The 13026-nt window shown below is 40.5% G+C and carries 13 protein-coding genes; 10 read left to right on the forward strand and 3 right to left on the reverse strand.

Going from position 1 to position 13026, the window contains the following annotated elements; translation table 11 throughout:
• Positions 1–7: 7 nt before the first annotated feature.
• The 3 genes from JMN32_RS04190 to JMN32_RS04200 form a co-directional block, all read right to left on the reverse strand.
• Positions 8–1114 carry an AI-2E family transporter gene (locus JMN32_RS04190; RefSeq protein WP_202855034.1) on the reverse strand — a complete coding sequence of 369 codons (1107 nt, stop codon included), beginning with the start codon at positions 1112–1114 and terminating at the stop codon, positions 8–10.
• Between the two features lie 145 nt (positions 1115–1259).
• Entirely contained in the window at positions 1260–1412 is a 153-nt protein-coding gene (locus tag JMN32_RS27700) for a pinensin family lanthipeptide (RefSeq protein ID WP_394369147.1), read from the reverse strand.
• Between the two features lie 65 nt (positions 1413–1477).
• Positions 1478–1648, reverse strand: coding sequence for a pinensin family lanthipeptide (locus JMN32_RS04200; protein WP_202855036.1), 171 nt, complete (start codon positions 1646–1648; stop codon positions 1478–1480).
• Positions 1649–2133: 485 nt separating this feature from the next.
• Between JMN32_RS04200 and JMN32_RS04205 the strand changes: the two genes are divergently transcribed.
• The 10 genes from JMN32_RS04205 (at position 2134) to JMN32_RS04250 (ending at position 12990) form a co-directional block, all read left to right on the forward strand.
• Positions 2134–3327 (forward strand): CaiB/BaiF CoA transferase family protein, encoded by a 1194-nt coding sequence (locus tag JMN32_RS04205; RefSeq protein WP_202855037.1) that lies wholly within the window; start codon positions 2134–2136, stop codon positions 3325–3327.
• Positions 3328–3717: 390 nt separating this feature from the next.
• Positions 3718–4161 carry a division/cell wall cluster transcriptional repressor MraZ gene (mraZ, locus tag JMN32_RS04210; RefSeq protein ID WP_155174759.1) on the forward strand — a complete coding sequence of 148 codons (444 nt, stop codon included), beginning with the start codon at positions 3718–3720 and terminating at the stop codon, positions 4159–4161.
• Between the two features lie 94 nt (positions 4162–4255).
• Entirely contained in the window at positions 4256–5173 is a 918-nt protein-coding gene (gene rsmH / locus JMN32_RS04215; RefSeq protein ID WP_202855038.1) for a 16S rRNA (cytosine(1402)-N(4))-methyltransferase RsmH, read from the forward strand.
• A 2-nt stretch (positions 5174–5175) separates the two neighbouring features.
• The gene (locus JMN32_RS04220; RefSeq protein WP_202855039.1) at positions 5176–5541 is read left to right on the forward strand and encodes an FtsL-like putative cell division protein; all 366 of its coding nucleotides are present in this window, start codon (positions 5176–5178) and stop codon (positions 5539–5541) included.
• Complete coding sequence (locus JMN32_RS04225) at positions 5542–7632, forward strand: penicillin-binding protein (protein ID WP_202855040.1); 2091 nt, start codon at positions 5542–5544, stop codon at positions 7630–7632. It begins immediately after the preceding gene.
• The gene (locus tag JMN32_RS04230) at positions 7632–9098 is read left to right on the forward strand and encodes a UDP-N-acetylmuramoyl-L-alanyl-D-glutamate--2,6-diaminopimelate ligase (RefSeq protein WP_202855041.1); all 1467 of its coding nucleotides are present in this window, start codon (positions 7632–7634) and stop codon (positions 9096–9098) included. The genes JMN32_RS04225 and JMN32_RS04230 overlap by 1 nt, the downstream gene beginning before the upstream one ends.
• A gap of 5 nt (positions 9099–9103) precedes the next feature.
• Complete coding sequence (gene mraY / locus JMN32_RS04235) at positions 9104–10312, forward strand: phospho-N-acetylmuramoyl-pentapeptide-transferase (RefSeq protein ID WP_202855042.1); 1209 nt, start codon at positions 9104–9106, stop codon at positions 10310–10312.
• A gap of 25 nt (positions 10313–10337) precedes the next feature.
• The gene (locus tag JMN32_RS04240; protein ID WP_202855043.1) at positions 10338–10481 is read left to right on the forward strand and encodes a hypothetical protein; all 144 of its coding nucleotides are present in this window, start codon (positions 10338–10340) and stop codon (positions 10479–10481) included.
• A complete protein-coding gene (gene murD, locus JMN32_RS04245; protein WP_202855044.1) occupies positions 10475–11833 on the forward strand; it encodes a UDP-N-acetylmuramoyl-L-alanine--D-glutamate ligase in 1359 nt (452 codons plus the stop codon). Before JMN32_RS04240 ends, murD begins: the two co-directional genes overlap by 7 nt.
• On the forward strand, positions 11830–12990 hold the full coding sequence (locus JMN32_RS04250; RefSeq protein ID WP_202855045.1) for an FtsW/RodA/SpoVE family cell cycle protein: 1161 nt from the start codon (positions 11830–11832) through the stop codon (positions 12988–12990). Before murD ends, JMN32_RS04250 begins: the two co-directional genes overlap by 4 nt.
• Positions 12991–13026: the final 36 nt, after the last annotated feature.

Raw genomic sequence — 13026 nt, forward strand, 5'->3', positions numbered from 1 at the left:
CCTCTGGTTATTCGCTACTGTTTGTTGTAGCCATCGGTGAGGCGTTGGTGTTGGGTGATGGTTTTTCACTTTGACTGCCCATAAGCCTGACGAGAAGTTGAGCATCTGGTAACTGAGACAAAATTACCTTAGTTAATACAAGGAGTGGAACAGAAAGTATCATACCAGTAATTCCCCATAAATACCCCCAAAATACGAGACCAAGAATAACTACAATTGTATTCAGAGATAGGCTGGAGCCAGTCATTTTTGGTTCTACTACATTGCCCATTACTGTTTGAACCGTCATTAAAAGCACAACAAGAATACCGACGGTTCCAATAGATGAAAACTGGATAAGACCAAATAGTAGAGGTGGGATTGTGGCAATAATCGAGCCTACAGTAGGAATGAAATTAAGAAGAAAGGCCAGAAAGCCCCAAAAGAAAGAAAACTTAACCCCAAAAGACCAACAAATAATGAAATAACCTAAGCCGGTTAGAAAACTGACAAAAAACTTAACCTTCATATACGTTACTATAGAGGATTTAACCTGTTCAAACCCCTCAAGCATACTTTGGTCATTGTCACCGGTGCCCTCTTCAAGGTAGTGAATATACTGCTCATACTTAAGAATCCCCCCTAGAAAACCGATTAGGTAGAGGGCAGTCATGAAAAAAGTGCCGGTAAAATCGCCAAGAATTCCGGCAAATTGCCCTGATGATTTTATTAGCCAATCATAGCTCATAACCCCCGAAATTATATCAATCAGATCTTTGGATTGAATTTCTATTCCTGGCAGGTCATTGATCCATATCAGAACCTCGTCAAGTTTTATGTGTATTTGCTGTAGGAGGTAGGCTTTTTGTTTTACAATGTTGACTCCAGTTCGATAAAATAACATTCCTAATAGCCATAGAGCACCCAAGCTGCTAACAGATACCACTGTAAGGCTTAATGCAAAAGGCCATCTTTTACTTTCAAACCAGGATAGAGCCGGTTGTAGAAGTATAGCTATGAAAAGAGCAAGGGCCAAAGGAATTAGTAAAGATGATAATACAGACAGAAGATAAACAAGTAGAAAAGCTAATAGTACAGACAGAATATTCTTTATCTTCTTTATGTCTTTTTTCATGAAGCTAATTTTTATTCTTGAAACAAGAAAGATAATACATTGTCAAGATTATTGAAACAGATTGAAGATTATATGCCGTATTGGTAAGGAAAAATAGGATGCCCTGCAAACAGCATGTCTGCAGGGCAATAGAAGTAGATTATACTTAAGCTTCGCACTCAGGCCCTACCAAAGTAGGGTCAAGGCATGTTCCGCCTCTTAGTATATTTTGGTTTTTAATTGAAGTCACGAAACTTTTAACTTGCAAAGAATTCAATGTTGCTTTTTGTTTTTTTTGCTTTTTCATTGGTTTTAGCATTTAATTTCCCCTACTCTGTTTACATGTAAGGCTTTTCGGGATACCGCCTCTTTTTGATCAAAAAATTATGGAGTCCAGCACCAGTTTACTGACTCTACACAGGTTTTAGGCTGGGTTTTAAAATAAGGACAGTCTACGTTAAGAGTAGCTACTGCTCCACCTCGAACCTCTTTCATAGAAGTTACAAAGCTATTCACTTTCAGGTCGTTAATTTTAAGCTTTTTCTTTTCTCGCATAATAGTTGAGTTTTGTGTTTTGCTAAATTAGGTGATAAGATAGGTTATGAGTCATGAGATTTTTAGGGAAAGTTACTCACATGATTTTATCAGTAAGTTTTGCTTGATGTCAATTACTTAAATCTTTTGATAGGACGATTTTTTGAAAAAATTCACTTTTAATTTGTTTGGACATATTTTTTATCATGTAAGTTTTTTTGAAGAAGTTAAATTGCTAAAGTTTTTCCTTGGAAGAATTGCATGCAGGTGTGATTGGTGTTATTGTTTGCGTAACTGTATTGTTAATTATTAGAGTAGATATTGAACGCTGGTTATATTGTTTAGTCTCGAAATATGATATTTATTCATGTAGCATATTTTGATTTCTGAAGTCAGGTATAATACTTTTGGCTTTTCCTGAACCTTACCACTTTTGTTATCATTTGGTAATGTGGTGTTGGCTGTCAGGTAGGTTTGTTACACTCTTTTTTGAAATGAAGCGCTATATGCAAAGTAGAGAATTGTTTTCCGGAGTTCGGGTTATAGAGTTGGCTTCTGTATTGGCAGGACCAGGAGTTGGTCAGTTTTTTGCCGAACTTGGGGCGGAAGTTTTGAAGGTGGAAAGTGTTATTAATCAAGGGGATGTGACGCGTACATGGAAGCTTAAAGGTGAAGTTGCCGGAGATATATCTGCTTATTTTACTAGCATTAATTGGGGTAAAAAGTCAATTGGTATTGATATATCAAAAAAGCAAGGCCTTGAGATCTTATATAAGTTGGTTTCAGGGGCTGATATTGTGATAGTCAGCTATAAGCCGGGGGATGCTGAAAAACTAGGTGTTGATTATCAGTCGTTAAAGAAAATAAAAGGAGACCTGCTATATGGTAAAATCACCGGTTATGGGGATGATAATCCCAAGGTTGGCTACGATGCCATTATTCAGGCAGAAGCAGGTTTTATGTCTATGAATGGCGAGCCTGATAGTAAACCTGTCAAAATCCCTGTAGCTCTGATGGATATTCTGGCTGGCCATCATCTTAAAGAAGCTTTGCTTTTGGCTTATATCCATAAGCTAAAAACAGGTGAAGGGGGAGAGGTTTCGGTGTCTCTTATTGAGGCGGCTGTAGCCTCATTAGCCAATCAGGGAACTAACTGGTTGATGGCGCGGAAGGTTCCGTCCAGGCAGGGGTCGTCACACCCTAATATTGCTCCATATGGAGATATTTTTACTTCGAAGGATCAGCGAGAAATTATATTGGCAGTAGGTACCGATAAGCAATTTTTAAATCTATGTAATTGCTTGAATATAAATGATTTGCCTGTTAGTGAATCGTATGGGAATAATGCGGCAAGAGTGTTGAATAGAAGGGGGCTTTACGCAGTTTTGCAATCGGCCATTGCTCAACGAGAGTCTGGAGAGTTATTAGATGATCTGAACAAATCAAAAGTCCCGGTAGGTGTGGTGCAGAATGTGAAAGAGGCAGTGCAAATGGGGGCTGTCAAATCTCTCCTTCTTAAGCAGGGGACGTTCAAAGGTATTGCAACTTTTGCAGCACACTTTGGGGGAGTGAAAGATGAAAGTTCCCACCTTTCCCCACCTCCTCATTTTGGGGCACATACCAGAGAAGTTCTTACTTCTCAGCTGGGTATGACGAATGAAGATATCCAGAAATTGTATGATTCATCAGTTATCTCATAATGTTTAGATAGTCGGTAAGCTGAAATGCGGGGAGAAAGTGGTGGTTTTTTCCACTTTTTGGAAATTTCGGAAAAAATCCCCCACTTTCCCCCACCACTTTTTTTAGTGCTTGTAATAGGGTTTTAAGCTCGTTATTGTAGTTTTCTTTTTGCGTTTTTGTAACCCTTCTTTTTGAAAATCAGTGTTTTGAGTTGTTTTTAGCGTGTTGCGAGCCGTCGAAGAATACTTGTGCAATAATTTTTCGCGGGTGGGAAGTTATGGTTTTTGAGGATAAATGCTACCTTCGAGTAAGAAAAAATGTAAAAAAGTGGTGGAAAGTGGTGGAAAGTGGTGGAAAATGTCAAATATTTTTCTATGTTTGTTTATTAGAATCAGAGCATTAGCACCACAATGGCATTTTTCACCAGTGAATATGAATGCAAGATCGATGCAAAGGGCAGGCTTGTGCTCCCAGCAAAGATCAAAGCAAACTTACCGGAGTCGTCTGGTAACGAGCTTGTTGTGAGGCGTGGTTTTGAGCCGTGTCTGATTCTTTACCCCATGGTAGAATTCAAAAAAATCTACTCAAAAATTGCAGGGCTTAATGAATTCAATGAAGAATACAGAAAGCTTCAGCGTAATTTCTTCCGGGGTAGTTCTGTAGTTGAACTTGATAATACTGGTAGGTTTCTGATACCTAAACTGATGTTGAGCTATGCAGGCTTGGGTAAGGATGCTGTGGTGGTAGGTATGGGTAATAAAGTGGAGATTTGGGATCCAGTGAAATATGAGGAACATCTGATTAGTGATCCGGATGAATTTTCGAAGCTGGCTCAGAAGTATTTGGATGAATAACAATTGTCATAGGTCAGCGCTTATGACTGGCTTGTAAAATTTATAGTGCTAAAGGGAGAAAGGTGTAATATGTTCCAAATGGTAAGTCAAGCTAATGTCTGAGTCTAATAGCAGTTATCATCATCCAGTGATGCTAAAAGAGTGCATCGATGGGTTGAATATCAAACCAGGCGGGATATATGTGGATCTGACCTTTGGGGGTGGAGGGCACTCTAAGGTTATTCTTGAAAAGTTAAATGGAGGTCATTTGTATGCATTCGATCAGGATCAGGATGCTAAGGCCAACGCAGAAAAAATAGAAAGTAGTTCTTTTACATTCATAGAAGGCAACTTCAGGCACCTCAAAAGATACCTGAAAATGTATGGGGTAAAAGTGGTTGACGGAATCCTTGGTGATTTGGGTATTTCCTCACATCAGATTGATGCTGCAAGCCGGGGTTTTTCAACGCGGTTTGATGCGGAACTTGATATGCGTATGGATCAGTCCGCTTCTAAAACAGCTCGTCAGGTTATAAATGAATATAGTGAGGAAGACTTGCATAGGATATTGGGTATGTATGGCGAAGTACGTAATGCCAGAACTTTGGCTAAGGCTATAGTCGCTACACGAATCAATCAAGAGATTAAGACTATCGAAGATCTGAAGCGGATTTTGAGCAAGTACGCAAAGCGAGGTAAGGAGAATAGGTATTATGCCCAGGTTTTCCAGGCTATCCGAATAGAGGTGAATGATGAGCTGAAGGCTTTAGAGGAAATGTTGGAGCAAAGCAGTGAAATGCTTGCAAAGGATGGACGACTTGTAATCATGTCGTACCACTCATTGGAGGATAGGTTGGTGAAGAATTACATTATGAAGGGAAAGATAACAGGAGAGGTGGAGAAGGATTTTTATGGAAATGTAATAAAGCCTTTGGAGGCGGTAACAAGAAAACCGGTTACAGCTTCTGAAGAAGAACTTAATACAAATAACAGGGCACGTAGTGCAAAATTGAGAATAGCTAAGAAAATATAGGTATGGCTACTAACAGTTACAGGGTAAACGAAAAGCAAAGCACAAGAGGTAGCATATTTTCCAGACTGGAAAATATGGTACGTATTGATGCTGCTTTTGCTCATGGACTGCCGGTAAAATTCTTGCCGCACATACTTTTTGTAACGGCTATAGGAATATTTTATATCGGGAATAACCATTACGCTGAGAAGAATATACGAAAGATTGATCGCCTCAAAGATCAGGTTGAAGATCTGAGAGCTGATTATACTACACTGAAGGCTGACTATATGTATGCCAGTAAGCAGTCTGAAGTGGCTAAAAATGTCAAAAAGTTCGGCATTACAGAAAGTCTGCAACCACCTGAAAAAATTGTGATAGAGAAGTAAGTGAATATTAAGAAGTCCATATTACTCAGAGTCAGGATAGCATTTTTGCTGGTTACGCTTTTTGCCGTTGCCATAGTGGTAAAGGTGGGTAAAATTCAATTTGCCGAAGGAGATAGGTGGCAGCAGATTGCTGATCAGACCAATGTCAAATATATGACAGTAAAGGCAACCCGGGGAAATATATACTCTGATAACGGTAGTCTTCTGGCTACTTCACTACCTTTTTATAAGGTAGCGTTTGATGCTACAATAGCTTCTGATGAAGTATTTAATCAAGGTATAGATTCATTAGCCTTACTCTTGTCCAGGTACTTTAAAGATCAGTCGCAGGAGGGATATAAAAGAAAGTTAAAAAATGCCAGAGCTACAGGAAGGCAATATATAGTCATCAACCGGGAGCAGGTCGGGTATCAGGGCAAAAAGCAAATGTCAACTTGGCCCATATTTCGACATGGCAGATTAGGAGGAGGTGTAATATTTCATAAGGTCGACAAGAGGTTCAGACCTTTTTCTAATTTAAGCAGACGTACAATTGGTTTCGTCAATGAGAACAACCGAGGTGCAGGCTTGGAGTACAGCTTTAATGATAAACTTGCAGGTAAAGATGGAGAAGCGCTGTATCAAAAAATGGCGGGAGGGAGCTGGAAACCTGTTTTTGATGGCTCGGAAGTGAAGACGGAAAATGGTTTTGATATTGAAACTACCATTGATATTAATCTTCAGGATGTGAGCGAAACAGCCTTGTTAAAGGCCCTTGAATATCATGAAGCTGATTATGGTGTAGTAGCAGTGATGGAGGTGAGTACAGGGGAGATAAAAGCAATCTCCAACCTGAGTAGAAATAGCAATGGCTACTATTATGAAAGGTATAATTATGCAGTTGGAGGTTTAAGAGAACCGGGTTCTACATTCAAACTGGCTACCATGATCGCCCTTTTGGAAGATACCAATATGAATCTCGGGGATAGTGTTGACACAGGAAATGGAAAGTACAAGTTCTACGATAATACAGTTACTGACCACGAAGAGGGGGGATATGGAACCATCACCGTTCGTGAGGCTTTTGAAAAGTCTTCAAATGTGGCGATGGCAAAACTGGTAGATAAATATTTTGGGCTAAAACCAGAAAGGTTTCTTCAGTACATAGACAATCTTGAACTGTCAAAACCACTGGGTTTGCAAATCAAAGGAGAAGGTATTCCTAAGATTAAAAGGCCAACAGATAAAGACTGGAGTGGTATTACGTTGCCTTGGATGGCTTATGGTTATGGACTGGAACTTACGCCGTTGCAGTCATTGGCTCTTTACAATGCTGTGGCAAATAATGGTAAAATGATTAAGCCGATCATTGTGAAGAAAGTGAGAAGGGCAGACAAAGTTTTGGAAGAATATAATACGGTAGTACTTAATGGCAAAATCTGTTCGAATGAAACACTAGCCAAAGTAAGAGTGATGCTGGAAGGTGTGGTTGATCGCGGAACGGCTAACAATATAAAAAATAGTCATTATAAAATTGCTGGAAAGACAGGAACTGCCCAGATTTTGGAGAATGGTCGGTATACAAAGAGGTACATCACTTCTTTTGCCGGTTATTTTCCTGCGGACAACCCAAGGTATAGTGCTATAGTGCTAATCAAAAACCCGAAGGGATGGAGGCAGTATGGTAGCAATGTAGCTGCACCGGTTTTTAAGGAAATAGCGGATAATATCTACTCTCGTGATATAGATATGCATAGACCAATGGCTAAAGAATACGTTGCGGAAGCAGGTGTTTTCCCGGTAATACGTTCAGGGAATCATGAGGATTTGCAGTTCATATGTAACGAACTGAGTATTTCCAATCATAGCGAGGGAGATCAGGATTGGGTTACAACAGAGCTTTTTGGAAATGCAATAAAATGGAAAGATAATAAAGTGGACCCGCAGTTTGTTCCGGATGTGACAGGGATGACATTGCGAGATGCCATATATGTACTAGAAAGCTGTGGTCTCAGGGTAAGTATCCGAGGTACAGGCCGGGTTTCCCGGCAATCACAGCAGCCTGGCACAAGAGCGTTGAAAGGAAGTGAAATAAAAATTGAGTTGGGCTGATGGCGATATTGAAAGACATATTATATAAATCTTCCCTGGTCTCTACTTCAGGTAGTATGGACAGGGAAATTTCGCATATAGCCTTTGATTCAAGAAAGGTGACGAAGGGGACACTGTTTATTGCCGTTACAGGTACTCAGGTTGATGGTCATGATTTTATAGGGCAGGCTGTAAAATCAGGGGCAAGTGCTGTTGTATGCGAGCAGTTGCCAGATGAAATTTCTGATGAGGTTACTTATGTAGCAGTTAAGGATAGCAGCCGGGCTCTAGGTTGGATTGCTTCTAACTTTTATGGTAATCCATCATCTAAATTGCAACTCGTAGGTATCACTGGTACCAATGGGAAAACTACTGTGGCGACATTATTATATAACCTGTTCAGGAAAATGGGGTGTAAGACTGGGCTTCTTTCTACGGTTATCAATAAAATAAATGATGAGGAGATACCTGCATCTCATACTACTCCTGATGCTATCAGGCTCAATGAGATGCTGGATGATATGGTGAAAAAGGGATGTGAATATGCCTTTATGGAAGTCAGCTCGCATGCAATACAACAAGAGCGTGTGGCAGGTCAGAAGTTTGCTGGCGCGGTGTTCACGAATATTACCCATGATCACCTGGATTATCACAAGACTTTTGATGCATATATCAATGCAAAGAAGAAACTGTTTGATGAGTTGGGCTCAGAAGGGTTTGCCCTTGTCAATGTGGATGATAAAAGAGGCAGAATAATGCTTCAGAATACTAGTGCTACAAAGAATACCTATGCTCTTCGAAGCGTGGCAGATTTTAAGGGTAAGTTGATTTCCAATACACTTCAGGGAATTGAAATGGAGATTGACAATAAAAATGTTTGGTTCAGGTTAATAGGAGATTTTAACGCCTATAATCTTTTGGCGGCATATGGTGTAGCGGTCTTGCTTGGCAAAGACTCGGATGAAGTACTGACTCAATTGTCTTTGTTGGACGGTGCTCCTGGCAGATTCGAACAGGTGGCGAATAGCTCTAACGTAACAGCCATTGTGGATTATGCACATACGCCTGATGCTTTGAAGAATGTGCTTGAAACTATAGCTGAGTTCAGAGCAGAGGCAAAGCAGGTCATTACTGTAGTGGGCTGTGGAGGAAACAGAGATAAAGGAAAGCGCCCATTGATGGCTTCCATAGCCTGTAAGTGGAGTGATAAAGTGATTTTGACCTCAGACAATCCTCGTGATGAGGATCCGATGGAGATAATAAAGGATATGCAAGCTGGCGTAAGCCCGGCAGAATATAAAAAAACTGTGGTATTAGCGGACAGGGAGGAAGCCATAAAAACAGCATGCCTTCTCGCTGATAATAATGATATAATACTTGTAGCTGGTAAAGGACATGAAACTTACCAGGAAATAAATGGAGTTAAACACCCTTTTGATGATAAGGAGGTGCTTGGACGAATGTTAAACCTATTTGCCAAAGATTAAGATAGATGCTGTATTACTTTTTTGATTATCTACAGAGAGAGTTTGACCTGATAGGAGCCGGGGTATTTCAGTATATCTCGTTTCGAGCTGGTATGGCTGCGCTTATCTCGCTGTTGATCACTATCATGTTTGGTAAAAAGCTTATCAATTTCCTGAGAAAGAGGCAGGTGGGAGAAAGCGTAAGGGATTTGGGCCTTGAAGGGCAAATGGAAAAGAAGGGTACCCCCACTATGGGTGGATTGATTATCCTGAGTGCGATTCTCATTCCTGTACTGTTGTTTGCGAAGTTGGACAATGTATATGTTATTCTGCTGATAGTAGCTACTATCTGGCTCGGACTAATAGGGTTTTTAGATGATTACATTAAGGTATTTAAGAAGAATAAGGAGGGGCTTGCAGGCAGGTTCAAGGTTGTAGGCCAGGTTAGTATCGGGCTTATCGTAGGCTTGACGCTTTACTTTCATGATGATGTAGTGGTAAGGGAGTATGCTGATACAGCAGTAATAGAAAATAATGAAGTGGTAAGAGAGTATGAGGATGTGAAATCGACCAAAACAACAGTGCCATTTTTCAAGGACAATGAACTGGACTACGATAGTATCATACCTTTCTTAGGGCATGATTACACCTGGATGATATATGTACTGATTGTGATTTTCATTATTACGGCTGTGTCTAACGGAGCTAATATTACTGATGGTATAGATGGGCTGGCTGCTGGTACCTCGGCCATTATTGGTCTTACTCTGGCGATTTTTGCTTACTTATCCGGCCGTGTTGACTTTAGTGAATACCTGAACATTTTACATATCCCTAATCTGGGAGAGGTTGTGATATTTTGTACTGCTTTTGTTGGGGCATGCTGTGGTTTCTTGTGGTATAACTCTTATCCCGCACAGGTTTTTATGGGAGATACTGGAAGCTTATCCCTTGGAGGGATTATAGCAGTGTTGGCACTCGTCGTAAGAAAGGAACTGATGATACCGGTACTTTGTGGGATATTCCTGATAGAAAATATGTCAGTAATTATACAGGTATCATACTTTAAGTACACCCGAAAAAAATACGGTGAGGGTAGAAGGGTTTTTTTAATGTCCCCACTTCATCACCATTACCAAAAAAAGAATTTACACGAATCCAAGATCGTAACACGGTTCTGGATTGTAGGAATATTACTAGCAATTTTGACTTTGGCAACATTAAAACTGAGATGATTTTGTACGCATAAACTGAAAAGACATGATTAATATATGTGACATCTATATGGCTATTTTCAATGCAACTATGAAGCAGGGTAAGATGGTAGTAGGAAAGGGCGTTACATATGCTAACAGTAAATTCAGTTTGGATAATTTAAACAGGCAGATACAGATAGAATGGTGAGCAGAAAAGTAACCATATTAGGGGCAGGGGAAAGTGGAACCGGAGCGGCGCTTCTTGCAAAAAGCAAGGGCTATGACGTTTTTGTTTCTGACTTTGGAACCATTAAGGACAGCTACAAAAAGGAGTTGATCGATGCAGGTATTGCCTATGAAGAACGGAAGCACTCAGCCGATATCATTTTGGAGTCCAGTCTGATCATTAAAAGTCCGGGCATCTCAGAAAAAGTGGATATCATAAAAAAGGCTCAGGCCAGAAATATCCAGTTTATTGATGAAATCGAATTTGCAGCGCAGTATACTACTGCAAAGATTATAGCCATAACAGGCACTAATGGAAAAACAACAACTACACTGCTTACATATCACTTGCTAAAAGAGGCAGGATTGAATGTTGGCCTGGCTGGCAATGTGGGGCATAGCCTGGCAAAGCAGGTCATAGAAGATAAGTATGACTACTATGTGGTGGAGATGAGCAGCTTCCAGTTAGATGGTACGGCGTATTTCAAGCCATACATTGGAGTATTGCTGAATATTACTCCTGATCATATGGATCGCTACGATTATAAGCTGACTAACTACGTTGACTCGAAGTTTCAGATGGTCAATAACATGACACCTGACGATCACTTCATCTACTATGCTGATAATGAGCTTATACAAGAAGGGGTAGATAAAAGATCGATTAGGTCACTGTTGCACCCTTTATCGCTTACCGAAAGCATGTCAGCTTACACTGCTAATGGTGAGATGGTTTTTGAAGGAGGGTTTAAAGTAGCCCAGGGAGATACAGTTTTGAGAGGTGAGCACAATGCTATCAATATGATGGCCGCCATTTCAGTAGCCAGGATTCTGGGGGTGAATGAGGTGAGTATAAGGCAAAGTCTGAAAACCTTTAAAAATGCACCACATCGCATGGAATATGTGGCGACTATCAATGATGTTGATTTCGTTAACGATTCGAAGGCAACTAATGTGGATGCGGTAAAATATGCGCTGGATAGCTTCAGTACGCCATTGGTATGGATTGCTGGAGGAGTTGATAAAGGCAATGACTATAGTCTGGTAATGGAGTCAGTAAATGCTAAAGTAAAGGCGCTGGTTTGTTTGGGGAAAGATAACAGTAAGTTGAGAGATGCTTTTCATGAGCAGATCATCAATTTGTTGGAGACAGATAATATTAAAGATGCTGTAAGGTCAGCATTAGGATATGCAAAAGCACATGACGTGGTATTACTATCTCCGGCATGTGCAAGTTTTGACTTGTTCAAAAATTATGAAGACAGAGGCGATCAGTTTAAGCAGGCCGTGCTTGAACTAAAGCAGGAATTTGAAAGTAACGCTTTGAAGCAATGAAAAAGATTAAGACATGGATGGATGAGCATTTGCACGGAGATCCGGTGATCTGGGCCGTGGTGTTTGCGCTGTCATTGATTAGTACACTGGTGGTGTATAGTGCTACAGGTACGCTTGCTTTTAAGCATATGAGTAACCCTGAAACCTACCTGTTCAAGCATACCATGCTCTTAGGGGTAGGGTTATTGGCCATGTGGTTTGCACATAAAGTAGATTACAGATATTACTCCAGAATATCAAGACTGGCATTGTGGGTAAGCGTACCTTTGCTCATTTATACCTTTACTAATGGTATGAGCTTAAACGATGCATCAAGATGGATTATGGTGCCTGTGATTAATGCGTCATTCCAGCCTTCAGATCTGGCAAGTTTAGCTTTAATAACCAGTCTCGCAAGTATGTTGTCCAAGCGTCAACAAAATATAGCTGATTTTAAGGAATCATTGATTCCTATACTAATCTGGTGTGGTGTAATATGTGGGCTGATCGCTCTTACAAACTTGTCATCAGCGATCCTGTTATTTCTAACCTGTATGCTGATCATGTTTATAGGACGTGTGCCCATCAAGTATTTGGCTATGTTGGTATTTGTAGGAGCACTTTCAGGAGTGGCAGCGCTTAAATTTGGAGAAAGGGCAGAAACAGCAAAGAGTCGTATAGAGACATTTATTGAAGGAAGAGAGCTTCCTTTTCAGGCTAAGCAAGCAAGGATAGCGGTTGCAACCGGAGGGGTTACGGGTAAAGGTCCCGGGCAAAGTCAACAGAGAAATATTCTACCTCACCCATATTCTGATTTCGTGTATGCGATCATTATAGAGGAGTATGGTATGATAGGGGGAATTGTGGTGCTTGCGTTGTATCTGGTTTTATTGTCACGAGGCATGAAAGGGGTATACAATAGTGAAAGAGCCTTTGGAGGATTACTGTCGGCAGGGTTAAGCTTTGCACTCGTACTGCAGGCCATGGTAAATATGGGAGTAGTAGTCGGGCTCGGACCAATTACCGGTCTACCCTTACCCATGGTGAGTATGGGAGGAACCTCACTACTTTTTACAGGTTTGTCGATTGGTATTATACTCAGTGTGAGTCGTGGGGAAGTGGATAAAAACTGGGGAGGTGGTAGTAGTAAAGAAGTGAAAAACATGGTTAGGGTATAAGGCCTATACAGTGAGTGAATTAAAAAATTAAAAAAA

This window comes from Fulvivirga marina (assembly GCF_016775155.1).
Taxonomy (GTDB): domain Bacteria; phylum Bacteroidota; class Bacteroidia; order Cytophagales; family Cyclobacteriaceae; genus Fulvivirga; species Fulvivirga marina.

Bases quoted from the DNA above. Each gene is read 5' to 3' on its own strand.
- JMN32_RS04250 (WP_202855045.1), top strand. From the start codon at position 11,830: ATGAAAAAGATTAAGACATGGATGGATGAGCATTTGCACGGAGATCCG.
- JMN32_RS27700 (WP_394369147.1), bottom strand. From the start codon at position 1,412: ATGCTAAAACCAATGAAAAAGCAAAAAAAACAAAAAGCAACATTGAAT.
- JMN32_RS04220 (WP_202855039.1), top strand. From the start codon at position 5,176: ATGGCTACTAACAGTTACAGGGTAAACGAAAAGCAAAGCACAAGAGGT.
- JMN32_RS04230 (WP_202855041.1), top strand. From the start codon at position 7,632: ATGGCGATATTGAAAGACATATTATATAAATCTTCCCTGGTCTCTACT.
- rsmH (WP_202855038.1), top strand. From the start codon at position 4,256: ATGTCTGAGTCTAATAGCAGTTATCATCATCCAGTGATGCTAAAAGAG.
- JMN32_RS04190 (WP_202855034.1), bottom strand. From the start codon at position 1,114: ATGAAAAAAGACATAAAGAAGATAAAGAATATTCTGTCTGTACTATTA.
- JMN32_RS04200 (WP_202855036.1), bottom strand. From the start codon at position 1,648: ATGCGAGAAAAGAAAAAGCTTAAAATTAACGACCTGAAAGTGAATAGC.
- murD (WP_202855044.1), top strand. From the start codon at position 10,475: ATGGTGAGCAGAAAAGTAACCATATTAGGGGCAGGGGAAAGTGGAACC.
- JMN32_RS04240 (WP_202855043.1), top strand. From the start codon at position 10,338: ATGATTAATATATGTGACATCTATATGGCTATTTTCAATGCAACTATG.
- mraY (WP_202855042.1), top strand. From the start codon at position 9,104: ATGCTGTATTACTTTTTTGATTATCTACAGAGAGAGTTTGACCTGATA.
- JMN32_RS04205 (WP_202855037.1), top strand. From the start codon at position 2,134: ATGCAAAGTAGAGAATTGTTTTCCGGAGTTCGGGTTATAGAGTTGGCT.
- mraZ (WP_155174759.1), top strand. From the start codon at position 3,718: ATGGCATTTTTCACCAGTGAATATGAATGCAAGATCGATGCAAAGGGC.